Source organism: Microbacterium cremeum (assembly GCF_015277855.1).
Classification (GTDB): Bacteria; Actinomycetota; Actinomycetes; order Actinomycetales; family Microbacteriaceae; genus Microbacterium; species Microbacterium cremeum.
The window spans coordinates 1016233-1040375 of the sequence record NZ_CP063812.1 but is presented as its reverse complement, the minus strand read 5'-3'; the positions used below and the strand labels follow the sequence as shown (position 1 = coordinate 1040375).

Annotated in this window: 21 protein-coding genes; 2 read left to right on the top strand and 19 right to left on the bottom strand. The window is 70.1% G+C overall.

Annotation, left to right across the window (positions count from 1 at the left end):
- Nucleotides 1-2: 2 nt before the first annotated feature.
- From IM778_RS04430 to IM778_RS04385, 10 genes are all read right to left on the bottom strand, one after another.
- Nucleotides 3-845 carry an alpha/beta fold hydrolase gene (locus tag IM778_RS04430; protein WP_194410868.1) on the bottom strand — a complete coding sequence of 281 codons (843 nt, stop codon included), beginning with the start codon at nt 843-845 and terminating at the stop codon, nt 3-5.
- 50 nt (nt 846-895) lie between these two features.
- Nucleotides 896-3130 carry a glycoside hydrolase family 31 protein gene (locus IM778_RS04425; RefSeq protein ID WP_194410867.1) on the bottom strand — a complete coding sequence of 745 codons (2235 nt, stop codon included), beginning with the start codon at nt 3128-3130 and terminating at the stop codon, nt 896-898.
- The gene (locus IM778_RS04420) at nt 3127-4341 is read right to left on the bottom strand and encodes a glycoside hydrolase family 15 protein (protein ID WP_194410866.1); all 1215 of its coding nucleotides are present in this window, start codon (nt 4339-4341) and stop codon (nt 3127-3129) included. The genes IM778_RS04425 and IM778_RS04420 overlap by 4 nt, the downstream gene beginning before the upstream one ends.
- A gap of 65 nt (nt 4342-4406) precedes the next feature.
- The gene (locus IM778_RS04415; RefSeq protein ID WP_194410865.1) at nt 4407-5654 is read right to left on the bottom strand and encodes an ABC transporter substrate-binding protein; all 1248 of its coding nucleotides are present in this window, start codon (nt 5652-5654) and stop codon (nt 4407-4409) included.
- Nucleotides 5655-5722: 68 nt separating this feature from the next.
- Nucleotides 5723-6538, bottom strand: a complete 816-nt coding sequence (locus tag IM778_RS04410; protein WP_194410864.1) for a carbohydrate ABC transporter permease — start codon at nt 6536-6538, stop codon at nt 5723-5725.
- Nucleotides 6531-7487, bottom strand: coding sequence for a carbohydrate ABC transporter permease (locus tag IM778_RS04405; protein WP_194410863.1), 957 nt, complete (start codon nt 7485-7487; stop codon nt 6531-6533). The genes IM778_RS04410 and IM778_RS04405 overlap by 8 nt, the downstream gene beginning before the upstream one ends.
- The gene (locus IM778_RS04400; protein ID WP_194410862.1) at nt 7484-8692 is read right to left on the bottom strand and encodes an ROK family transcriptional regulator; all 1209 of its coding nucleotides are present in this window, start codon (nt 8690-8692) and stop codon (nt 7484-7486) included. Before IM778_RS04400 ends, IM778_RS04405 begins: the two co-directional genes overlap by 4 nt.
- A 123-nt stretch (nt 8693-8815) precedes the next feature.
- A complete protein-coding gene (locus tag IM778_RS04395) occupies nt 8816-9904 on the bottom strand; it encodes a DNA glycosylase AlkZ-like family protein (protein WP_194410861.1) in 1089 nt (362 codons plus the stop codon).
- A gap of 42 nt (nt 9905-9946) precedes the next feature.
- Nucleotides 9947-10462, bottom strand: coding sequence for a GNAT family N-acetyltransferase (locus tag IM778_RS04390; RefSeq protein WP_228484748.1), 516 nt, complete (start codon nt 10460-10462; stop codon nt 9947-9949).
- 64 nt (nt 10463-10526) lie between these two features.
- Nucleotides 10527-11135, bottom strand: coding sequence for a dihydrofolate reductase family protein (locus IM778_RS04385; RefSeq protein ID WP_194410860.1), 609 nt, complete (start codon nt 11133-11135; stop codon nt 10527-10529).
- A 75-nt stretch (nt 11136-11210) separates the two neighbouring features.
- Between IM778_RS04385 and IM778_RS04380 the strand changes: the two genes are divergently transcribed.
- Nucleotides 11211-11723 carry a winged helix-turn-helix transcriptional regulator gene (locus IM778_RS04380; protein ID WP_194410859.1) on the top strand — a complete coding sequence of 171 codons (513 nt, stop codon included), beginning with the start codon at nt 11211-11213 and terminating at the stop codon, nt 11721-11723.
- A 24-nt stretch (nt 11724-11747) separates the two neighbouring features.
- On the opposite strand, the gene IM778_RS04375 is transcribed toward IM778_RS04380, so the two are convergent.
- From IM778_RS04375 to IM778_RS04340, 8 genes are all read right to left on the bottom strand, one after another.
- Nucleotides 11748-12896 carry an SGNH/GDSL hydrolase family protein gene (locus IM778_RS04375; RefSeq protein ID WP_194410858.1) on the bottom strand — a complete coding sequence of 383 codons (1149 nt, stop codon included), beginning with the start codon at nt 12894-12896 and terminating at the stop codon, nt 11748-11750.
- On the bottom strand, nt 12893-15046 hold the full coding sequence (locus IM778_RS04370) for a glucosidase family protein (protein ID WP_228484747.1): 2154 nt from the start codon (nt 15044-15046) through the stop codon (nt 12893-12895). The genes IM778_RS04375 and IM778_RS04370 overlap by 4 nt, the downstream gene beginning before the upstream one ends.
- Before the next feature lie 14 nt (nt 15047-15060).
- Nucleotides 15061-15876 carry a carbohydrate ABC transporter permease gene (locus IM778_RS04365; protein WP_194410857.1) on the bottom strand — a complete coding sequence of 272 codons (816 nt, stop codon included), beginning with the start codon at nt 15874-15876 and terminating at the stop codon, nt 15061-15063.
- Between the two features lie 10 nt (nt 15877-15886).
- Entirely contained in the window at nt 15887-16765 is an 879-nt protein-coding gene (locus tag IM778_RS04360) for a carbohydrate ABC transporter permease (protein ID WP_194410856.1), read from the bottom strand.
- 8 nt (nt 16766-16773) lie between these two features.
- Entirely contained in the window at nt 16774-18042 is a 1269-nt protein-coding gene (locus IM778_RS04355; protein WP_194410855.1) for an ABC transporter substrate-binding protein, read from the bottom strand.
- Between the two features lie 54 nt (nt 18043-18096).
- Nucleotides 18097-19911, bottom strand: a complete 1815-nt coding sequence (locus IM778_RS04350; RefSeq protein WP_194410854.1) for a class I mannose-6-phosphate isomerase — start codon at nt 19909-19911, stop codon at nt 18097-18099.
- 73 nt (nt 19912-19984) lie between these two features.
- Nucleotides 19985-20911: an ROK family protein gene (locus IM778_RS04345; protein ID WP_194410853.1), complete on the bottom strand. Its 927-nt coding sequence runs from the start codon at nt 20909-20911 to the stop codon at nt 19985-19987.
- 89 nt (nt 20912-21000) lie between these two features.
- Nucleotides 21001-22035 carry a LacI family DNA-binding transcriptional regulator gene (locus IM778_RS04340; protein ID WP_194410852.1) on the bottom strand — a complete coding sequence of 345 codons (1035 nt, stop codon included), beginning with the start codon at nt 22033-22035 and terminating at the stop codon, nt 21001-21003.
- A 111-nt stretch (nt 22036-22146) separates the two neighbouring features.
- Here IM778_RS04340 and IM778_RS04335 point away from each other — a divergent pair, with 111 nt between their 5' ends.
- Nucleotides 22147-23307: a DUF4185 domain-containing protein gene (locus IM778_RS04335; protein ID WP_194410851.1), complete on the top strand. Its 1161-nt coding sequence runs from the start codon at nt 22147-22149 to the stop codon at nt 23305-23307.
- Here IM778_RS04335 and erm read toward each other — a convergent pair.
- Nucleotides 23276-24085: a 23S ribosomal RNA methyltransferase Erm gene (gene erm, locus IM778_RS04330; RefSeq protein ID WP_194410850.1), complete on the bottom strand. Its 810-nt coding sequence runs from the start codon at nt 24083-24085 to the stop codon at nt 23276-23278. The two genes, IM778_RS04335 and erm, sit on opposite strands and share 32 nt — an antisense overlap.
- Between the last annotated feature and the right edge of the window lie 58 nt (nt 24086-24143).

Below are 24143 nucleotides of genomic sequence, written 5' to 3'. Positions count from 1 at the left end.
TCCTACGCGCTCCCTCGTGCGTTCACAGCAGACGTCCATCGGGTGAGTTCGGCGGACAGCGCCGCAGGAACATCGAGCTGGACGAGGTGCCCGGCGTCGGGGATCAACGTGACGGTCGCGTGAGGCATTGCCTCCTTCAGGCGCTGCGCACGGTCGGCCGGAATCCACGTGTCATCCATTCCCCAGACGATGTGCACGGGCTCGGTGATAGTGCCGTAGAGCGGTTCGATCTCGGTCGTGAAGGACTCGTCCGCTTGCGCGATCTGCCGGTAGAACGCCGCTTGACCGACCGGTCCGGTCCATGGTTCGACGAGCATGCTCAGTTCATCGGCACGCAGACCCCGGTTGCTGGCGCCATTGACATAGGCCTCCACCGCGCCGCGGTGTACCGCTGGCGGGAGTTGTTCGAAGACTGCCGTGTTCGCCTTCACGAGGGTGAAGAAGGGTGAGCCCCAGGGAGCGAGCGCGACCACGTCGACGAGGCAGAGCGAGGTGTACGTCGAGCCATGGAGCAGCCGCGCTCGGAGAGCGACTGCTCCACCGAAGTCGTGCGCGATGACGTGCGGACGCGTGAGGCCCCAGTGTTCGAGTAGCGCCGCGAACAGTTCCCCCTGTACTCCGAGGTCGACGCGGTGGGATGACTCCTTGGACGAGGATCCATACCCGGGCATGTCCCACAGGTACACGGTGAACGCCTTCGACAGCGCACCTGCGATGGGACGCCAGAGCTCCGACGACCACGGAGTGCCATGCAGGAACACGAGCGCTGGTCCTGCTCCGGAACGACCCCAGCGGACGCTCCGTCCGCGCCAGGAGAATTCTTGCGTCAAGAGCGGCGAGGTCATCTCTCGATCCTGTCACTTTCGCTGACAGCGCCCTCCTGCTGACCGGCCGGCTACCGGAACATCGGCGCCAGTTCCTCGGCCGCGCGCCCCCGGAGGAACACCGGGATGCGGTCGATGGGCGTCGCCACCGGCACGGTACGCCCGCCGACGTGCCGCTCCCCGGTCCAGGCGTCGATCCACTCCCCGGCTGGCAGGTACACCGGCCACTCGCCGGCGCCGGGCTCGAGGACCGGGGCGACCAGCAGGTCGTCGCCCAGCAGCCATTGCGTCGGGGCCGTCCACACCTCCGGGTCGTCGGGCCACTCGAAGAACAGCGGCCGCATCAAGGGGGCGTCCGTCGCGATCGCGGCCGCCGCGGAGCGCTCCAGATAGGGGATCAGCCGCTCGCGCAGCTTCGCGTACCGCCGGAACAGCGGGAGGACGCGCTCGTCGCCGGTACGCTCCGCGATGTTCCACGGCGTGCGGTCTCTCGATGGCGTGCGGTGGTGGTTGAACTCGGAGTGGTACTGCATGATCGGCACGAACACCGACGCCTGCGTCGCCCTGATGTAGAGCTCCGCCGTGGGGATCTCGCCCGAGAATCCGGCGATGTCCCACCCCCAGTAGACGATGCCGGACGCTGCGGCGGTCAGTCCTGCGTTCATCGACCACCGGAACGCGTCCCACGTCGAGTTCTCATCGCCCGCCCAGAACGCGCCATGCGCCTGCGACCCGGTGAAGCCCGCGCGACTGAACGTCACGGGCGCCTTGCCCGCGGACTCGAGCAGCCGGCCGTACGCTGCCGCGTAGGCGACCGGGAAGGTGTTGTTCTTCTCGTCACCGCGGCGGCCGTCGAGATACACCAGTTCGCCGCCCCACGCGTGCTCGCCTCCGTCCGTCTTGAACCCGTCGATGCCGATCTCGTCGACGAGGTATCGGCGCTTCTCGGTCCACCAGCGGGCGGCGCGCTCGTCGGTGAGGTCGGGCATGAGCCCGAGCGGGAACCACCAGCCGCGGTTGCGGTACGGGCGGGTGCCCCCGCGCGGGTCGGGCTCGCGGATGAGCACGTCCTCGCGGACCGCCGCCTTCGCGTCGGCCGAGACCTGGCCGCGGGGGTGCGGGCGCATCTTGATCAGCGGGATCTGCCACAGGTGAAGACGGATGCCGCGATCGTGGAGCTCGTCGGTCATCCCCTTCGGGTCGGGCCATGCGCCGTCCGCGGGGAACGTGAAGTCGGCGAGCCGGTGCGGCGCCCCGTCGTCGGCCACCGTGTACTGCGCGTCGCGGAAGGCGGTGAACGAGGATTCGTCGCTCCACGCTTCGATCACGACCGACCCCACCGGGATGTCGTACTCGCGGTGCAGGTCCATCTGGCGCATGACCTCGGCCTGCGTGTTCCATTCGTTTCCGCTCGCCCACAGCCGGAAGACCCACGAAGGCAGCGCGGTCGCCCGCCCGGCACGGTCGAGGAACGCGCCCAGAACGTCGGCCGGCGTGCCGTCGAAGAGACGGAGGGCGAGGATGCCGTCCTCAGCCGTCTCGGCTTCGACCACGAGCCTCGTCGCATCAGCGTGGCCGACGTCGAACCACACGCGCCGGGAGGTGTCGACGTGGAAGCCCCACCCGTCGCCGCCGACGACATGGGCGAAGGGCATCGGCAGGTAGGTCTTGCGCTCGGCGCCCTGGCTCTTGTACTGCTCGAACACGACCGAGTCCAGGGCGGCACCGGCCTGGTCGACGGCGTCGAAGCGCTCACCGAAGCCGGTGACGTGCTCGCGCGCCTTCAGGGGCAGCGCGAAGCGCACCCGCCACGCGCGGACGCCGTCGTGCAGCTGCTCGACCGAGCCGGGGACCACCCTCGAGCGCCCGTGCTCGACGACGGCATCGGGGGCAGGCGCCCACCGCGCCGCTCGGAACTCGAACCACCGCGTGCGCTCGGTGCGCCCGTCGCGGTGCGTCGCGTGGAACCGGTAGCGGTAGGCGCCACCGGGCCGCAGCTCCGGCGTCGTCGCCTGCCATCCGCCGACCGCGCGCGCCAGTCGGCTGGCCGCCGAGGCGAGGTGGCCGCCGTCGGTGACGCGACCCCGCGACGTCGTCGCCACGCGAGTCAGCGGGAGCTCGATGCTGTCGGTCGCCCCGGGTTCGGCATCCGCCCGCCACTCCAGCGTGCACGCGACCGCCACGACGTCGGCGTCGGCGCGGAGACCGAGGGTGGCCGTGCCGCCGGCGAGCGGCACCACCGGCCACCGCTGCTCGGTGTCGACGGAGTACGGGTGTCCCGAGCCGGCGGGCCGGTGACGGATCATCGGGGTTCTCCTTCCGGAGCGGAGGCGAGGTCGGACGGGTCGATGCGGCCGAGGGCGATGCCGAGCCGCAGGAACATGGCATGGCTCCACAGCAGAGGGGTGGCGACCGTCCCCCACCGCTCGATCCAGGGCCGCTCCATGCGCGGGGCGATGAGGTGGTGCGTCACCTGCTCGGGCAGGTGGAGTTCGGCCGTCGCGGTCGCGGCCGCCCACTCGAGGCACTCGTCGGCACGTGCGCGGTCTCCCGCGGCCAGGTGCGCGAGTCCGAGGAAGCAGGTCAGCAGCGGCCACTGGCCGCCGCCGAAGAACGTGTCGCCCAGGTAGCGGTGCACGCCGCCGTCGACGGACAGGTGCGACTCGAGCACCTCGATCGTCGCGCGCGCCACGTCCGACCGGGGGTCGACGAACCCGAGCGGCGCGATCGCGGCGGCGAGACTGCCGTCGACCGCGGTGCTCCCGAGCCACTTGATGAGGTGCCCGTCCGCGGTCCCGCGCTCGGCGACGAGCTCGCGGATGGACTCCAGCGCCGACCGGGCACGGTCGGCACGCTCACCTGCGATCAACCCGGCGCGCGCGACGGCGTCGAGGCCGGCCGCGATGCACGCGAGCGTCGACACGTGCACGTGCTGGGCGTGCTCCTCCCACCAGTCGTAGCAAGGCCGGTCCCACGACGCGATGAGGTAGTCGGCGGTGAGCTCGACGCCCTCGCGGAACGCCTCTCCGGACCCCCCGTGACGGTCGAGGTGCTCCACCAGCGCCCACAGCCAGGTGCCGTAGCCGTCCAGCTGGAAGTCCCACCACTCGTCGGCGCCGTCCTCGCCGTCGAACGTGAACCGCGCCGGCAGCATGTGCGACGGTGCCGGCGGGCGGCCCTCCGCCGTCTCGCGCACGATCCAGCGGATCTTCTCGGCGCGGCGCACCATGACATCGGCGCACCACGCGTAGAAGCGGCCGGCCGACTCGACGAGCCCCGCGGCCGACGCCGCATCGGCGATGAATGATCCGTCGCGCAGCCAGCTATACCCCACGTAGGCCGAGAACGTCGGGCTGGCAGGGTATGCCCCTTGGGGCGTCTGCAGATCCGCGATGAGACGGATGCTGCCGCGCGCGAGTTCGCCGATGACGTCGGCGTCTACGGGCGCACCGGTGGCGACATCGGGTGCGGCGAGGGCGGGATCGGGTGCTTCGGAGGCGGGGAGGGTGTCGGTCACAGGAGTCCTTCGGGAGAGTGTCGCGTCCGCGGCGGGGATGCCGCCGCGGACGCGACCTGATGGTGCTACGGCAGGAGCGAGTCGACCTCGTCGGCCAGGGCCGCGATCGCCTCCTCGGTCGAGGCGCGGCCGGCCGCGATCTCGCCGAGCGCGTTCGTGACGGCATCCTGGATCTGCTGGGCGTTCGCCCCGAGCTCGGGCGCCACCGCGACGGCCTCGAGCGAGTCGAACACCGCCTGCCGGTTCGCCGGCGGCGTCTTGTCGAGGTACGGCGTGAGGAGGGCCTCGTCGCTGACCGCGGGCAGCTCCCACCCGGCCTCGAGGCGCACGTCGACCATCTCCTTCGAGCTGCTGAGGTACTCCGCCCACTTCTGCGCGGCTTCCTGGTGCTCCGAGTCGGCCGAGACGACCACCGCGTTGGAGAACGTGGCGCTCGCCTTCTGCGCGTCACCCGGCTCGACGGCGATGTCCCACTCGAACGGGAGGTCACCGACAAGACCGATCATCCAGATGCCGGTGTGCCACATGGCGAGCTCCCCCTCCTTGAAGAGGTTCAGGTCGAAGTCCGGCGTACCCGCTCCTTCTGCGGCGGACGGCATCACGGTGCCGGACTTGCCCGCGAGCCAGTCGGCAGCGGCGATCCCCGCCTCCGAGTCGAATGCCGCCTCGGACCCGTCGTCCGAGAGGAAGTCGCCGCCCGCCTGCTGCACCGCCTTGTAGTACTCGTGGTACGAGATCGGCTGGTAGTCGCCCCATGCGCCCGCCGCGGCATCCGTCAGCGCTTCGGCGGCCGCCTGCTCGTCCGCCCATGTCCAGTCGGACGACGGGTACTCCACACCGGCGGCGTCGAACAGCTCCTGGTTGTAGAACAGCACGACGTTCGAGAACGACGTGGGCAGGCCGTACTGCGCGCCGTCGACGTTGTACGCGTCGAGCACCGACGTGCGGTAGGCGGAGGAGTCGACATCCGTCAGCTCGGCCAGGACGCCGCTCGCCTGGATGTTCGCGAAGCTGCCCGCATCGACGTCGAAGACGTCGGCGGCGGTTCCGGCCGCGAGGTCGGTCTGCAGCTTCGTGAAGTAGTCGGCGTACGCTGACGTGGTGACCTCGACGGTGATGTCGGGGTTCTCGGCCTCGAATGCGTCGACGATGGCCTCGAGGTTCTCCTCGTTGCCGCCGTTGGCGATGAAGTTCGAGTACGTGATGGTCACGGCGCCACCGTCTGCGCCGTCGTCGCCCGAGGACGAGCAGCCGGCGAGGCTGATCGCTGCGAGGGTCGCGACGGTCGTCGTCGCGATGAGCTTCTTCTTCATGTGAGTGCAATCTCCTTCGATCTGTCTGGTGTGTTGGTGTGGGGCTGGGGTCTGCGGATGCCGGGCGCCTACTTCAGGCCGGCGCCGGCGACGCCCTGGACGATGTACTTCTGCGCGAAGACGTAGAGGGCGAACATCGGGATGATGCTGATCACCGAGCCGGCCATGAGCACGTCCCACTGGGTGGAGTACTGGCCCTGCAGGCTCGACAGCGCCACCGGGAGCGTCTGCATGAGCGGGTCGCGCAGGATGATGAGCGGCCACAGGAAGCTGTTCCACGTGTTGAGGAAGGCGAACACCGCGAGCGTCGCGAGCGCGGGCCGTACGAGCGGCAGCACGATGCGCGTGAAGATGCGGAAGTGGCCGGCGCCGTCGAGAGTCGCCGCCTGGTCGAGGTCGTACGGCACGGTGTTCATCGCCTGGCGCAGCAGGAACACCCCGAACGCGGACGCGACCATGGGCAGGATCGCCCCGAGGTAGGTGTTGATGAGCCCGAGCGCCTTCATCTCGGCGAACAGCGGCACGATCAGCACCTGGAACGGGATCATCATCGTGGCCAGGTACAGCACGAACACGGCTCCGCGCCCGGGGAACGGCATCCGCGAGAACACGTACGCCGCCATGGCGCTCGTCACCAGCTGCAGGATCGTGCCGGCGACGGCGATGATGAGCGAGTTGACGATCACCTGCCCGAAGGGCACGCGGTCGAACAGCTCGAAGTACGGCGACAGCGACGGGTTCTCGGGGATGAGGCGCGGTGTGGTGGTCAACGTCGCGCCGGGGGTGATCGAGGTGACGACCGTCCACACGAACGGGAACACCATGATGAGGGCACCCGCGATCAGGACGGCGTAGAGCACTCCGGTGCGCAGCGGCCTAGTCATAGTTCACCCACCTGCGCTGTCCGTAGAACTGGATGAGCGTGACGACGAGGATCACGAAGAACAGCAGCCACGACAGCGCGGAGGCCATCCCGGCCTGTCCGTACCGGAAGGTCAGGTCGTACACCTGCTGCACGACCACCTGGCTGGAGTTGTTGGGGCCGCCGCCGGTCATGACGTAGACCTGGTCGAACACCTGGAACCCGTTGATGAGCGACAGGACGATGACGAAGAACGTGGAGGGCGACAGCATCGGCAACGTGATGCCGAAGAGGCGCCGCCACCACCCCGCGCCGTCGATCTCGGCCGCTTCGTAGAGGTCGGGGTTGATCGCCTGGAGTCCCGCAAGCAGGATCACCATGACGAACCCCAGGTCCTTCCACGCCGAGGCGAGGATGATCGACGGCATCGACCAGGCCGGGTCGGCCCACCACCCGGGGCCGTCGATGCCGAACCAGGCCAGAACCGCGTTGACGACGCCCGTGCTGGGGTTCAGCAGCCATCGCCAGACCAGGGCGACGACGACCCAACTGGTGATGACGGGCAGGAAGTACACGCCGCGCAGGAGTCCGCGCCCGCGCAGCTTCGCGTTGAGTGCGAGCGCGAGCGCGAGCCCGCCGACGTAGACGAGCGGGAGATAGCCGACGATGTAGTACAGCGTGTGCAGGAACGCCTGGTGCGTCGCCGAGTCGCCGAGCAGGTGGGCGTAGTTGCCCAGACCGACCCACTCCATCGGGCCGATCAGGTTCCACGAGTGCAGACTCGTCCAGGCCGCCGAGATCATCGGCCCGATCACGAACGCCAGCAGCGGGACGAGGCTCGGCAGCAGGAAGACGGCGACGGTGAGCCCATACGAGATCCGGCGCCGACGGGACCGGGGGCGCCGGCCCGCCGGCGCGTCGCGCTGGACGGTGGTGGCGGATGCCTCGGCCGCGAGGACGGCGGCTGTCATGGGCGTGCCTCGATCGAGGCCACGAGCCGCTCGCGCATGAGACGGCCCTGGTCGCCGGCGACGCCCTGGGCGTCGAAGGGAGTGGCCAGCACGAGGGCGGCGGCGCCCTGCGCCCAGCGATCGTCCTGCCAGCGCTCGACGACGACGGGGGTGCCGCGCTTGCCCGGCACGAGGGAGCTGCGCAGGGCGCGGTCGAATGCGGGCGCCCAGTGGTTCCAGGCCTCGACGCCTTCTCCGAGGAGCACGACGATCTCGGGATCGATCAGGTTCACCGCTCCGGCGAGGGCGCGGCCGAGCCGGTGTCCTGCGCGCGCGAAGATCTCGCGAGCGCCGCCCGAGCCGCCGTCAGCGAGCGCACGCAGGTCGTCGATGCCGTCGCCGGCCGGCAGGACCCCGCCACTGCGGGCTGCCTGGACGAGGGCTCCCTGTCCGATGAGCGCCTCGAGGCAGCCGTGGTTGCCGCACTGGCAGAGAGGTCCGTTCTCTTCGACGGGGATGTGGCCGAGGTCGCCGGCGCCACCGGCACGCCCGCGCACCATGACGCCGTCCGCGATCAGGCCGGCGCCGACGCCGTTGCCGATCGTCACGACGAGCACGTTGCGGAACGACCGCCCCTGGCCGAAGAGCTGCTCGGCGACCGAGAGGGCGTTGACGTTGTTCTCGACGACCACCGGCAGGTCGAGGGCTCGCCGCAGCAGCTCGCCGAGCGGCACCTGGTTCCAGCCGAGCTGGGTGGAGTCGACCACGCCGATCCCGCGTTCGGCGACCGTTCCGGGAAGACCGACGCCGACCCCGAGGATGCGCCCGGCTTCGGGGCTCTGGACGAACGTGCGCACCTGGTCGACCAAGGCCGACGTCGCCAGCGGCGAGATCGCGTCGAAGGGGCTGGTCTCGGACCGCCGCACCGCGCCGTCGATGCCGACCTCGACGAGCGCGAGATGGTCGGGAGCGACCTTGACCCCCACGGCGGTGGCGTCCTGCGAGACCAGCCCGAGGAGCCGGGCCGGGCGACCGCCGTTGCTGCTGGACTGCTCGAGCTCTTCGAGCAGTCCGTCGGCCAGCAGATCGCGCGTGAGCTGCGTGACGAGCGCGGGCGACACGTCCAAAGCGCGGGCCAGGTCGGCGCGGGAGGCCGGACCGTGGGCGCCCAGGTGCGCCAGGATCGCCGTGCGGTTCACGTCGGTCTGCGGTCGCGCTGACGGCATTACTTCACCCCTTTGTTAAGTCGTGAAGAAACCATAGACGCCACGCGCCTCGGACGTCAAGCGCGACGGGCTCACGGGGCCGCCGAGTCGCCCGACGCGGGGAATCGCGCGGCTGATCCGCGGTCAGGGCATCCCGACGACACCGACTCCGAGCCATTCGGCCAGCTCGGCGATCTCGGCGCGGACCATGTCGGTCTCTTCGGGCTCGAACGGCAGGAACTCGTGCACGGCGTTGACCCGCAGCACGTCGTTCGTTCGGTCGACCTCGGCGTCCAGCAACCCGACGAACCGGTCCCCCATCAGGATCGGGTGCGCGAAGAAGCCGTACCGGCGCTGCGCCTTGGGCTTGAACTGCTCGAGCACGTAGGCGAACTCGAAGACCTCCTCGAGCCGCGGCCGGTCGAACAGCAGGCTGTCGTACGGGTTGAGGAACGCGACACGGCCTCCGGCGTCGTCGGCGTCGAGCGCCGCGAGCGCGTCGGGATCGACGCGGAACTTCCACGAGCTGCCCTCGACGACGGCCGGCTCCCCTGCCGTGCCGACCGCGTTCCACCACCGATCGCCCTGCTTCGCGATGCCCGCCGCCTGCAGTCGCCGCACGCGCAGGAGGTCGGCGGCTTCCTCTTCGCCGTACTCGGGCAGATCCCGCGGGTACGCGCGCTCGGCGAGGTCCCAGCGGCGCAGCCGGCCTTCGCGCGAGGCCACCGCCACCTCGCCCTGCCGCATCAGGAACTCGAGCATGTGCGGGACCTGATTCGACCCCGACCAGCCGTCCGGCGGACGGCTCACCTGCGCCGTGTCGGGGATGTCGCGTGCGAGCAGTGGGCCTTCGGCGCGCAGGCGCGCGAGCACGTCGGCGCGGAAGCGGGCGTTCGCCTCGAGCCACTGCCTGCTGCTCTCGCGCTGCGGCCACCGCCGCATCGCGGGGAGCATGAGCGGAAGCAGGCTCATCGGGCGGAACGTGCCGTCGTACTCGAAGAGCAGCCGGTCGAGCTCGACGGCCTTCGTCAGCTGGCCCGGCTCGTACGACCATCCGATGCGCGACCACAGCGCCGTGTGCTCGCACGGAGCGATGGTCGCGGTCGGGTCGATCTTGATGTATCCGAGCTGCTCGGCGACCTCGACGACGTCACCGGGTCGGTTCGCGTCGAGCAGTTGCGCCCGCACGACGATCCGTCGCGCCTGGTCGCGGGTCAGCCGGTGCGGAGTCACGCTCCGACGCTAGCAACGGGGTGGGGCGCGTGCAGTCCTGAGCTACGGCGCCGGATCGAGCACCGCAGCGAGCGCCGCGACGCCGTCGCCCGCCAGTCGCTGCGTCGTCCAGTCGCTCATCGGGGTCGCGCCCAGCGACCGATAGAACTGCAGGGCCGGCTCGTTCCAGTCGAGCACGGTCCACTCGAGCCGCGCGTATCCCCGCTCGACGCACTCTGCCGCGAGGGACGCGATGAGCGCCTTGCCGTACCCGTGAGACCGGGAGGCCTCCTCGACGTAGAGATCCTCGAGCCAGATGCCGTGGGTGCCGGTCCAGGTCGAGTACGTGAGGAACCAGATCGCGATTCCCGCGATCCGGCCCTCGCGCTCGACGACGTGGGTGAACGCGCGCGGCTGCGCTCCGAACAGCGTGGCGCTGAGAGCGTCGACGGTGTTGGCCACGGCATCCGGCTCCCGCTCGTACAGGGCCAGATCCTGGATGCGCGCGAGGATGCCGGCTTCGTCGCCGGGCCGGGCGGCGCGCAGGATCGCGCCGTCGGCGAGAGTGCGAGGGGTCACCGTTCGAGACTACCCACCCCGCTCGACGCGATTCGGTGAGGACCAGGACGACTCTCGCCCCGGCTCAGCCGGCTTCGGGGCGGCGCACGCGATACCGCACGTGGGTCGCGAGGGACACCGGCCGCACCGCGACCTGCTCCAGATCGAGGGGCTCGAGTCCCGCGAACGGTCGCAGTCCGTCTCCGGCGATGCTCGGCGAGATCTGCAGCATGAGCTCGTCGACGAGCCCGGCGGCGAGGTAGTCGTGGAGAGTGCTCGGGCCTCCGGCGATGTGCACGTTGCGGTCGCCCGCGGCGTCGCGGGCCCGCTCGAGCGCCGAGTGGATGCCGTCGGTGACGAAGTGGAAGGTCGTGCCGCCCTCCATCTCGATCGATTCGCGCGGGTGATGGGTGAGGACGAACACGGGCGTGTGGTACGGCGGGTTCGGACCCCACCAGCCGCGCCAGTCCCCAGTCCATTCGCCGCGGACGGGACCGAACATGTTGCGGCCCATGATGTACGCGCCCGCCGAGACGATCGCGTCCATCTCGGCGCGGTTCTCGTCGGGCGTCTCGTTCATCCAGCGGTGCAGCGCATGCTCGGAGACGTCGCCGAACGGACGCTCCTGGGTCTGGTTGCGCCCGGCACCGACGCCGTCGAGCGTCAGCGACATGGTCGCGATCACGAGTGACATGACATCCTCCAACTGATTGTGAAATGCAACTGGTTTGACCACGGTAGCGCCAACTGGTTGTAGAGTGCAAGCAGTATGAAGGAAACGCAGCGATCCGGGTGCCCGATCAATCTCTCGCTGGAGGTGATCGGCGACAAGTGGTCGCTGCTGGTCATCCGCGACATGATGTTCGGCAACCGACGGCACTTCCGCGAGCTCCTGACGAAGTCCGATGAGGGGATCGCGTCGAACATCCTCGCCGATCGGCTGCAGCGCCTCGTCGAGGCGGGGCTCGTCTCCCGTGCACCCGACCCCACCCACAAGCAGAAGGTCGTCTACAGCCTCACCGAACCGGCGATCCAGCTGGTGCCGGTCATGGCCGCGCTCGGCTCGTGGGGCAGGCGGCACCTGCCGGTGTCACGCGAGCTGTCGATCCGCGCCGAGCTGCTCGAGCGCGGCGGCCCCGAGCTGTGGGATGCGTTCATGGACGAGCTGCGCGAGCTGCACCTCGGCATGCGGCGCGAGGTGGGCGCACGTTCGGTGCTCTCCGAGCTCACCGAGGCGTACCTGGCCGAGGTCGAGGCGGCACGCGCACCGCACATCGCCTAGCGCCGATACGGGCGTGGCGAGCGTTCAGAGCGGGGAGCGCTCGTGCCGGAACGCCCGTTCGGCGAACCGCGCCGCGATCAGGGCGTTGACGTCGTCTCCCGGGTGGAGGTTGTCGGGCATCGGCAGGCGTTCGCTGTCGGCGGCGCTGTACAGCAGCGAGCCGTCGAGGTGGTCGATGTGCGGATCCTCGCTCCTGCGCGCGGCGACGATCTCTGCCAGCTCGCGGCGGATCACCGCGAGACTGAGCTTGCCCTCCGCGAGCTGCTCGCGCGTGCCGGCGGTCGTGACCCACTTGTCGGTGCGGGTCGGGTCGAAGATCGTGGGTCCGGGGAGGTCCTCGACGGGCGGGCACGACACCGGCGAGACGACGAGCAGCGGGGTGTCGGGGTGCCCGTCGCGGATCGTGTCGAGAAAGCCGTGCACGGCGCTGCGGAAGACTCTCAGCCGCATCATGTCGCCGTTGACGATGTTGATGCCGAGCTTCACGCTCATCACGTCCCCCGGCGTGTCGCGCAGCGTGCGCGCGGTCGACTGGTCCAGCAGCGCGTTGCCCGAGTAGGCGAGGTTGACCAGTTCGAGCCCCATGCTCTGCGCCGCGATCACCGGCCACGTGCGCGTGGTGCGCGACGCGAGATAGCCGTGGCTGATCGAGCTGCCGTGATGCACCCAGCGCCGGCGCCCTCCGTCGGCGGGCGGCGCCAGCGCGGCGTCGGCGCTCAGCCCGAGGAGCTCGACCTCGTCGGTGTACGGAAGCCACAGCTCGTAGTCGCGCTCGACACCGTCGAGGTCGAACCGGAGCGTCGCATCGCCCCCCGGGACGACGCCGTGCACGGGCTCGTCGAACGAGAAGAGGAACCGCGAGCCGTCGTCCGACTCCGCCGTCGCGACGACTTCACCCCCGGCGCTCAGGTCGTAGACCGCCGCCGGCAGCGGCGCGTCCGCCGACTCCGCGAGCTTGGTCGCGTGCACCCGCAGCACCAGTCGCGTCGCGGCGGTGCGGAAGGCCAGGCGCACCCCGGCCGACTGCGTCAGCGACGCGCGCATGAAGTCGTCGACGATCCGGCGGGCTGCTTCCGGCGCGAACCGGCGCGGACGGATGCCTCGTGCCGTCGGCTCGATCCAGACCGCGCCGCGGACCTGCACCGCGCCGCCGGTGAGCGGGACCTCGATCACCCGATACCCTCCTCCACGCGGCCGTCCGCGTGGACATCGTAGGCGCGGCCTCGGAGGACGACGCCGCGCAACACGGCGTCGGGGTCGAGTGCGGCCAGCGCGCCGCCCGCCGTGGGATTCTCGCCGGTCGGCGCGTCGAGGCCGAAGAGCCCCTCGATCACGAACTGGACCCACGCGCCCGACGAGGAGCACGCCCAGTCGTTGATGTACGGCAGCTGAGGCGGCGCCTTGCGGGCACCGCCGTTGATGCCGGGCACCGCCTCCTCCACGAAGTGGGCCTGGCCCGTCGGCCCCTGGTTCGCCGAACGCGCGAGCCCCTCGACCCAGGCCGCCGCCACCTCGGGGGCGCCGAGCGCCGTGAGCGCGCGCCCCGCATCCGCGGGCCATGCCGGGTACGCGCCGTTCCACTGGTGGTCCGGCCGGACGCTGTAACTGGCATCGGGATCCCACGGCGACAGCGCCCGCATCCAGTTCTCGGTCTGCAGCTCGCGGACGAAGAACTCGACCATCTCGCGGCGGACGTGCTCGGGCAGGTCGCCGGCGATCGCCGTGCCGACGATGCTGAAGTCGTAGCAGTGCCTCACCGGCAGGCGCGTGCCGTCGGGCTGACCGGCGGCGAAGTGCCCGGCGCCGTCGACGTACAGCTCGAGCACCGCTGCGACGAGCTCGTCGGCCTCCGTCCGCAGTCGCGCGGCCGTGTCGTGGTCGCCGCGGCGGGAGATGATGCCGGCGACCGTGCGCAGGCACCAGATGTTGGCGGCATTGAGGCTGGCCACCTCGTGCGTATACGAGCTGACGCACTCGAGCAGGTTGTCGATCTCGCCGTAGTCGGCGAGCGCGCTCGAACGGCGAAGGCCGCGCCAGGCCTCTGCCCAGTGCACGAGGTGCTCCGCGACGGTGAGCTCTTCGCCGGTGCCGGCCGCGATCCGCTCGTCGAGGAAGCCGTCGTCGCCCGTGAAGCGCAGATAGTCGGCGACGAGACGCGTCATCGCGAAGTCGTTGACCGAGTACCATCGGCCGATCGACGAGCCGTCGACCGCCGACGTCGCGAACATCGTGTGGATGTCGCTGCTGATCCACACCCGCAGCTGCCGCTTCATCTCCTCCGGGTCGAGCATCGCGTGCACGATCGAGCTCAGGCTGTAGTCCCAGATGAAGGTGTTCGTCGCCCAGTAGTTCGGCATGAGCGTGTCGTACGTGCGCCCGAGCACGTTGCCCGGCCATTCGCGCCGGAACCAGATGACCCCGAACGCCCCCCACCAGTAGAGCCTGCGGAGCGCCTCGGAGGACGTCTCGAGCACCGGAAGCCGGCCGGCGTACTCGTCGCTGCCGCCGAACATCGCCTCGAGCCTGTGCGTCCAGAATCGCTCGGCGGATGCCACGGCCGCCGTGACGTCGCCGGTGACGCGGTCGAACACCGCCTCGGCCTCGGCCCGCGACCGCCCGATCGCGTGCACGTAGCCGACGTGCGCCGTCTCGCCCGGCAGGACCGCGAGCGTCACCGAGACATCGCCGCCGCGGCCCATCCCCCCGATGCCGACCTCGTACTCGTCGGTCGTCGGCGCCACCCCGCTCCCGCGCACGACGGCCGTCGTGTCGAGGCCCTGCACCGACCACGCGTCCGAGGCGTCGTCGGTGAACGCGATGCGGTTGCGCGCCGGGTCGAGGTGCACGGAGTTCAGCGCGTCGGGCAGCTCCGCGGCATCCCACCCCGTCGTCCGGCACGTCACGCGCGCCCCGAGGGAGAGCGAGAGCGCGACGTCCCGAGGCTCGGGCGACGATGTGCGCACGGCGATGTCGATGGCCACCGCAGTCTCTCCGGGGACGCAGACCGTCGTCGTCTCGATCTCGAGGTCGTCGATCAGCGCCCGGCGGACCACCCGGTCGGGCCGCCACTCGTGGGTGACGGGGATGCCGTACGACTCGAACAGCCGCCCGTCGACGAAGAGCGCCGCCGTCGCGGCGCCGCCCTGCGCGACCGGCGGGAAGGACACGCCCCGGATGCCGGTGAGGTCGTGACCGACGACGACGGTGCCGTGCATGTTGGTCAGGCCCGACGGCGCCACCATGTCTTCGAAGTGGTGCGTGATCGGATCGGCGGCCAGGTCGTCCACCGTGGGGATCATGGGCAGGGTCGCGCGCGTGGGCATGACGTCTCCGGATTTCAGTACTGGCCGAGGGCGAGGCCCCGGGCGAAGAAGCGCTGGGTGAACAGGAACAGGATCACCGTGGGCAGCGACACGATGATGCCGGCGGCGAGCACCGTCGGCAGCTGCGCGCCCCCGTACGTGTTCTGCATGCCGGCGAGGGTCGTCACGATCGGGCGCACCTCGTCGGACTGCGACAGCGTGAGCCCGAGGAGCAGGTCGTTCCAGATGAACGTCGCCTGCAGGATGAAGATCGCCACGAGCGCGCTCGCCGACATCGGCAGATACATGCGCGTGAAGATCCGCCACGTGTTCGCGCCGTCGATCACCGCCGCCTCGAACGTGTTGTACGAGACGCCCGTGAAGAAGTTGCGCATGACGAAGGCCGAGAACGGCACCGAGATCGCCGTGTAGATGAGGATCATGCCGATGCGCTCGTCGTACAGTCCGGTCCGCGAGTAGCCGTCGAACAGCGGCAGGATGATCATCTGCAGCGGGAAGATCGAGCCGCCGAAGAGGAACACGAACCACCAGAAGCCGTGCTTGAGGCGCAGGGCGACGATCGCGAAGCCCGCCGAGGCGCCGACGATCACGGCCACCCCCGGGGCCACGGTCGCGTAGATGAGGGTGCTCACGACGCTGTCGCCCAGCCCGGAGAGCCGGATCGCCTCCGCGAAGTTCTCGAGCAGCGCCCCTCCGTCGGGGACCCACGACTCGCGCGGATTGTAGGCGGAGGGCGCCTTGGCGGCGTTGACGATGAGGAGATAGACCGGCGCGAGCCAGACGATGCCGGCGATCGCCAGGACGATGGTGCGGATGATGCGGGAAACCATGGCGACCTCCTCAGAACTCGTGCTTCGCGGACAGCTGTCGGCGCAGGTACAGCAGCGACGCCAGGAGGGTGACGATCATGAGGAAGACCGCGATCGCCGAGCCCGAGCCGTAGTTGGCGTTGACGAACGCGTCGCGGTACATGGTGACCGCGAGCGTCTCGGACTGGCGGCCGGGCCCGCCCTTGGTCATGCCCATGACGATGTCGAAGGTCTTGAGGCTTCCCACGATGCTGAGCCCCACGACCACCGTGGTGAGCGGGGCGAGCATCGGCCACATGATGCTGCCGAACAGACGGAGGGGTCCTGCGCCGTCCAGGCGCGCGGCTTCGAGCGGCTCCTTGGGGATCGACTGCAGGCCGATGGTGAAAAGCAGCGCGTTCACGCCGACGCCCTGCCACGCGGCGGCGCAGATCATGACGAGCGTGTTCAGCGGGACGTCCAGCAGCCACCTCGGCGGGTCGGTGACGCCGAACACCGCGAGCGCCTGGTCGAGGGCTCCGTTGCTCTGCAGCACGAACGACCACACGAGGCCGACGCCGATGCCCGACACGGCGTACGGGATGAGGAAGGGCAGACGCAGCCACACGCCGCCCTTGAGATCGAACGTCAGCACCGCGAGCAGCAGCCCGAGGCCGACGGGGATGAGCAGCGTGCCGACCACCCACATCAGCGTGTTGAGGACCGAGCCGACCATGGCGGGGTCCCGCCACATGTCGATGTAGTTCGAGAACCCGACCCAGTCAGGATCACCGAGACCGTTGTACTCGGTGAAGCTGAGGTAGGTGGTCCACAGCAGCGGCAGGTACAGGAGCACGGCGACCAGGAGAACGCCCGGGGCGATGAAGCCCCGGGCGCTCCACCGGTACGTGTCCTTGCGGACAGTCGTCACGGTTCAGTTCACTCCTGCTCTGCCCAATAGGCGTCCGCGGCGTCCTGGATGGTCTGCAGGTACGGCAACGGGTCGCCGGGGTTGGCGATGAAGGCTCCGAGCTGCTCGAGCGCGACCGTCAGCACGGGCGGCGGGGCCGCTTCGAAGTAGCGCGTCACGAGCTCGTAGTCGCCGCTCGCGATCTCCTCGCCCAGCTCTGCCAGACCTTCGTCCGAGACCTCGGCCTGCGGGTTGAACGGGACGTCGCCGCGCGCGGAGTTCCACGCGCCCTGGGCCTCGGGACCCATCCACCAGCGGGCGTACTCGAGTCCGCGCTCGCGCTGCGGCGAGTTCTCGGCCGTGCACAGCGGACCGGTCTCGACGGGGACGGGCGTCTTGTCGAGGCCCGGATCGACGGCCGGGATGATGAAGGTGCCGTAGTCGACGCCCGGCTCCATTCCGACGCCCTTCAGCGAGCCGCTGAAGAACGTGCCGAAGTTGATCATCGCCATCTCGCCGTTGTTGAGCATCGTGGCAGGATCGGTCGTGCTGCCGGGGTCGGTGAACCAGCCGGCCTCCTCCTGTTCGAGCCACGTGTTCATGATCTCGACGATCCGCGGGTCGGTGTAGGACACCTCGCCGGTCTCGAGGCCCTGGTACAGCTCGGGATCGGTGCCGGCGACGAGCGTCTCGAACCACACGAAGGTGAACAGCGTCGAGGTCGTGTAGAACGGCGTGACGCCGTTGTCGCTGAAGGTGGCCGCGGCATCCATCAGTTCGTCCCACGTGGTGGGCACCTCGATGCCGTTCTCCTCGAAGATCGGGATGTTGTAGTACATCACCCAGTAGGCGATGTTGAGCGGGACGCAGTACTGCTTGTCGTCGTATGTGTAGTACTGCTTGAGGTCCTCGCTGACCCAGCCCTCTTCGATCGCCTCATCCCAGATGTCGGTCGTCTCGGCGATGAGCCCCTCGTCGACGAGCTCCTGCAGCTGCGGGCCGGTCGCCCAGGTGAACAGGCCCGGGCTCTCGTCGGTGCGGAAGGACTGCCGGATGAAGGCCTCGTACTGCGGCTGGTCGGAGTAGCTGGCGATGTCGAGGTCGATCCCGATGGCCTCCTCCGACAGCGGGTTCAGCGCCTCGAAGTCGGGCTCCCATGCGCCCTTGTTGGTGTAGAAGTCGAGCGTTCCCTCGACCTCTCCGGCCGAGGAGCCTCCGCCGCCACCCGAGCAGCTCACCAGGAGCGCGCCCGCGGCCAGGACGGAGCCGAGTGCGGCGAGTCTGCGTCCGAGTTTCATGTGAACCCCTTCGTTCTCTTGGTTGGTATCGTTACCAGGACGTGTGTCAATGTATCAGTGCTCGGTCGGAGCCGCAACGACTTCCGTACCCCGGACGCTCGCGACCACCACGCCGAGGGTGCCCTCGGCACCCGCGGCCGGGTGCAGCTCGTACGCCCCGACGGCGGCGGGCACGATGAACGTCTCGGCGTAGTGCACCTGGAACGGCGCGAACGCGCCATCGGGGCTCACCACCGTCGCCGCGGCACCCTCGACGAGGTTCAGCACGTTGACCGTGCCGCGCGTGTCGAGCCCGACAGGGCGGTCGAACCAGTGTCGCTGCACCTCGATGAACTCGAGCTCGTGCAGGCCCGTCCGTTCGATCCGGTGCCCTGGCTGGTCGTGCAGCACGTCCACGCGTCCGACGAGGTTCTCCTCGACCCACGCGGTGTCGCGCTCCCACTGGATGTTCGCGGCTCCGTGCTCCAGGTGGATCGGACGCGGGATGCCGTCGATGCCGACCCTCCCCCAGTCCCACAGCTTGAAGGTGAAGATGTACGGCGTCGCCGAGATCTCCAGCACCATCGAGTTCGCCCCCGAGCAGTGCACGGTCCCCGCCGGGATCGGGAAGTGGTCGTGCTTGCGCACCGGGAAGACGTTCACGAAGTCCTCCGCGGGGAACGGCTTCTCGCCCGTCTGGGCGACACGCAGCGCGTCGATCATCGCGTCGGGGTCGACGTCGTCCTTCGTGCCGAGGTACACGACCGCGTCGTCGTCGCAATCGAGCATGTAGTAGCTCTCGTCCTGCGTGTAGGGCATGCCGAACACCTGCTGGATGTAATCGGTGAGCGGATGCACCTGCAGCGACAGGTTGCCGCCGTCCATCGTGTCGAGGAAGTCGAAGCGGATCGGGAACTCCGCGCCGAACCGCGCATACGTCCGGTCGCCGAGCAGTCGCCGCGGCTCACGCAGCACGAGGTCCATCGCCGGCAGCTCGATGAGCGGCCCGTCCGCTCCCCGGAACAGGAGCGAGTTCTCTTCGGGCACGCAGTCGAAGCACCAGGCGTAATTGCGGCTCTGGGGCTCGAGGTCGAGCAGCTCCTGCATCCATCGCCCGCCCCACACCCCGGGGTCGAAGTACGGCACGACGCGGAAAGGACGACGGGATGCCGCCGCCAGCGCCCCTCGGAAGTCGTCGCCCGTGAGGGCCGTGGCATCGGCGAGGCCGCGGTTGGTGTCGAGCACGAAGTCGACGTCGTCGAACAGCTCGCGCTTGTGCCGGTCGGCCACGCGCCACTCCACGAAGAACGACCGCTTGTACTTGCGCAGCTGATCCTCGGAGCCGTTCTGCGCGCGCCAGTTCGGCTGCCCCTGCCGCTGACGCTGCTGGATCTCCCACCTCGCCAGGTCGGCCAGCACCAGCACGGCGTCTTCTTCGACGGCCAGCGCCGCTCCCCAGCCGATGACGAGCACGGGACCCGTGCGCGTCGAGATGTCGTGACGCATCGCGTCGAGCTTGTCGGCGTCGTAGAACTCGCCGAGGGCGAAGTGGCTCATGCGCCCGAAGACACGATCGTCGGTGAGGTTCGGCGCGATGAGCGCGTCGATCTCGGCGATCGGGAGCGCGGCGGCCTCGACGTCGACGATGCGGTGGTCCGGCAGGCGACGCGCGGCCTCGGCGCGGAGCTCGTCGAGCGCGATCCCGGGGTACGTGTCGATGGCGACGACGGGCGCCACACCGTCGGCCCCGGCGTCGCGCAGCGCCGCCCAGAACTGGTCCGCGTCGAGCACGGCGGCGCCCTCCGCGAGGCGGATCGTGGGCTGGTGGTCGTAGTTGTGCGGTGCGCGCGCACGCCGCTCCGCCCATCGGTCCACCGTCTGCTTCGTCATGCCAGCGCCTTTCTGCGTCGTTGGTATCGTTACCATAGCAGGAGGCGGCGACGGTGTGCGACCGAGACGGGGGTTACCGCACGGCGAGACCGCGCAGGACCGAGTTGGCAGGATCGTCGGCGACGACGAACCGCGGAACGTCGAGGACCCGCCAGATGTGCTCGCGCACGTACGCCCGCATCGCCGGGATCACCTCCGCAGCCGCGCGCGCCACGCCCCCGGAGATCACGATGACCTCCGGTGCGACGACGTGGGTGTAGGTCACGGCGACCACGCTCCACGCGCGGATCGCCTGGTCGCGGACCTGGACGGCGACGGGGTCCCCCGCCGCCGCACGTTCGAAGACCTCGGCGAACCCGATCGCGTCCGCAGCGTCGAGCCGCGCCCGCCAGTGCTCCGACTCCTCACCCGCGCCGGAGCCCACGACGTCGGCGATCCGGTCCGGCAGGGCCCAGCTGCCCCCGAACACTTCGGCGCAGCCGATGTTGCCGCAGTTGCAGACGGGCCCCCGCCAATCGATCGTCGTGTGGCCGGCGAGATTGCCGCCGGCCCCGCTCGGCCCGAGCAGCAGGCGCCCGTCGGCCATGACCGCGGTTCCGATGCCGGTTCCGAGGACGAGGATCGCCGCGTCGCGCGCACCGCGCGCCGCACCGGAGGCCGCCTCGCCGAGAAGCGCCGCACGGGCGTCGTTCTCGACGACCGCGCTCGCCCCGAACGCGTCGCGTGCCCACGCGGCGAGATCGACGCCCGTCATCCAGTCGTACTTGCCGTGGGCGAGCACCAGTCGCGAACGCCCGGGGTCGATCAGACCGGGCACCGCCATCGCGACGGCGTCCACCTCGGTCGCGTCGGCCCCGAGGCGCACGGCCGCCGCCATGATCGCGTCGAGATCGGCCGCACTGCCGCCGACGGGGAATTCCACGCTGCGCAGGACCTCGCCGCCGTCGGCGAGGCCCATCTTGATGTTCGTCCCGCCGAAGTCGACGCACAGGCGCGGCATCCGTCCCCTCCTCCCGCCCCGGCGTGCGGAGCGTCGATTGATATCGATACCAGATCGAGCGGTCGAGAGCGAGCCGAGCGACGTCCGCGTCAGCGCGACTCGTCGCGGATGACGTGGACGCGAACCGGCATCGTCTCGATGCGCGGCCCGGCCTCGTCGTCGCCGCGCTGCTCGTCGAAGAGCATCTCGGCCGCACGCTTGCCGAGCGTCCGCGCGTCGTGCTCGACGAGGGTGAGCGGCACCGGCGACAGCTCGGCGAGGTCGAAGCCGTCGAAGCCCACGATCGAAGGCCGTTGCGCCCCGCCGGCCGCGAGGTGCTCGGCGATCGCCGTCATGGCGCCGATCGCGTTCCGGTTGTTCGCCGCGAAGACGGCCGTCGGCGGGTCGGGCAGCGCCAGCATCGCCGTCATCGCGTCGCGGGCGGTCGCGACATCCTGCTGCTCCCGCTTGACGAGCGCCGGATCGACGACGAGGCCCGACTCGGCCATCGCCCGGGAGTAGCCGTCGAAACGACGCTGCCCGGTGAACACCGACGAGAGGTTGCCCAGGTACGCGATGCGCGTGTGTCCGGCGTCGATGAGCCGGCGGGTGCCGGACCACGCGCCGCCGTCATCGTCGAGCACGACGGCGCGGGCGTCGACGTCGGGCACCAGGCGCGACGCGAGGACGAGCGGGGTTCCTGCGAGCGCTTCGCGCCGCAGATGGGCCGATTCGCCCTCCCCGCCGCCGGCCGGCACCACGATGAGCCCCTCGACCTGACGACCGAGGAAGTCGGCGACGAGCTGGCGCTCACGCTCGGTGTCTTCGCCCGTGTTCCCGAGCAGGATCCGCCGCCCGTACCGGGCGGCCACCTCCTCGACCCCGATCGCGAACTCGCCGTAGTACGGGTTCCCGAGGTTCGTGATCGCGACACCGATGAGCCCGCTCGTCTGACGGCGGAGGCTGCGTGCGTTCTCGTTGCGCCGGTAGCCGAGCTCGGCGACCGCCTTCCAGACGAGTTCCTGCATCTCGGGCCGCACGTTGGTGCCGCCCGCGAGCGTCCGCGAGACGGTCATCGGACTCACGCCCGCCCGAGCGGCGACGTCGCGCACGGTGACCGGCGCGGCATCCGGGCTGCCGACCATTCCCATCCTTCCGACGCGTGCTCGGAGACTACCAGCGCGGCGGCGAAGGGTTGAGCGATGGCGGACGCCCGTGCAATTGTTAACGATACCAATCACGCGAAGGAGCGAGATATGCGTTCATCCATCCCTCAGCGGCGCGCAGCCGCACCCCTCGTCGTCGCCGCGGCGGTCGGCGCACTGCTCGTGGCATCCCCGGCGAATGCGAACGACGCCACCGCATCGGGCACCGGTGACTGCGAACTCGTCGACAGCACGATCACCGCGACCGCCGCCGTCGACCAGGCGCGCACGGCGGCGTTCACCGAATACGGCGACTCGGGCGCCGGGTGGACAGGGGGTGACAGCACGTACTCCCTCGAACTCGAGGACGGGAGGCAGGCCTGGTTCTTCTCCGACACCTTCCTCGGCCCGGTCGACGACGACCTCGGGCGCCCGCTGTCGACGCCGTTCCTCAACAACTCGATCGTCGTCGACGACGGCGCGGTACTGTCCACGGTCACCGGCGGGACCCCCGACGCCCCCGAGTCGATCGTGGGACCGACCCCCGAGGGCAACTGGCACTGGGTCGGCGACCCCGAGCTCACCAAGCACGGCGATGTGCAGATCCCGCTGCTGCAGTTCGAGAAGTTCGGGCCCGGCATGTGGGACTGGGGCTGGAAGAGCAACCGGCTCGCGACCCTCGACGGCTCGACCCTTGCGCTGAAGTCGATCACCGAGCTGCCGTCGAGCACCGGCGTCAACTGGGGCTCGTGGACTCTCGCCGAGGGCAACACCACGTACATCTACGGCATCGACGACATCGCGGGAGTGCGATCGGCGTTCCTCGCCCGCGTCGCCGGCGGCGACCTGTCGAAGCACTGGATGTACTGGAACGGCACCGACTGGTCGCCCCGGGAGGCCGATGCGGTGCCGGTGGCGTCGTACGTGGCGAACGAGTTCAGCGTCGCGCCGTACCGCGACGGCTACCTCATGGTGACGCAGGACACGAGCGAGGTCTTCAGCACCCGCATCGTGGCGCAGGTGTCGTGCTCGCCGATGGGTCCGTTCGAGGTCGCGGCGGAGCTCTACCGGACGCCCGAGACGGGTCTGTGGGGCTCGTACGGCAACGCGAACATCTTCACGTACAACGCGCACGAGCACCCCGAAGACCGCGACGGCGACTCGCTCCTCGTCACATACAACGTCAACAGCTTCGACAGTGACGAGCTCTACGACGACGTCTCGATCTACCGACCGCGATTCATCGACGTGCAGCTGACCGTGACGCCGTAGCGCGGGACGCGGTCGCGCGCCAGAGCGCGGCCCAGTGCTCCGGCGCGAGGTCGCGCGGCAGGCGGTGATCGGCGAGGCCCAGCTCGCCGATCACCGCTCGCGCCTGCGCGCGGGTCACGCCGCCGCTGCGCTGGACCAGCGCGGCGAGCCCGCTCCCCGTGCCGGTGAACACATCGCGCACGAAGCGCTCGTACGCCGCCCGCTCGCGCGGGTCGACGAGCGGCGCGCCGCGCCGCGTCACGCGCAGGATGCCGCCGTCGACGCTCGGCATCGGACGGAAGTGCTGTGCCGGCACGCGACTGTGCAACGCGAACTCGAACCACGGCGCGGCCTGCGCGCTCATCATGGTGCCGCCTCCGACGCCCGCACGCTTGCGCGCGACCTCCCACTGCGTGAGCAGGATCGCGTGATGCCAGCCCCGGCGCGACAGCATCCGTCGCAGGATCGGGGTGGTGAGGTGGAACGGCACATTGCCGACGACGACGGGGTGATCGAGCGGATGCTGCAGCGCATCGGCCTGCTGCACGCACACGCGGGGCAGCCTGCGCCGGAGCGCCTGCACCCGGTGCTCGTCGACGTCGATCGCGGTCAAGTCGCGGCCGAGCCGGGCGAGCGGGATCGTGAGTGCGCCGTCGCCGGCGCCGACCTCGAGGATCGGGCCGCGGGTGGCGGCGACGAGGTCGACGATCCCGCGGATCGTGGACCGGTGGATGAGGAAGTTCTGGCCGAGTTCGTGCCGGCCGCCGTGCACGGATCGGTGAGGGTGGTGGTTTCGCATGCGAGCGCTCCAGGGAACGAGGGTGTGGAGCACCCCGACGCAGGCGTCGATCGATGAA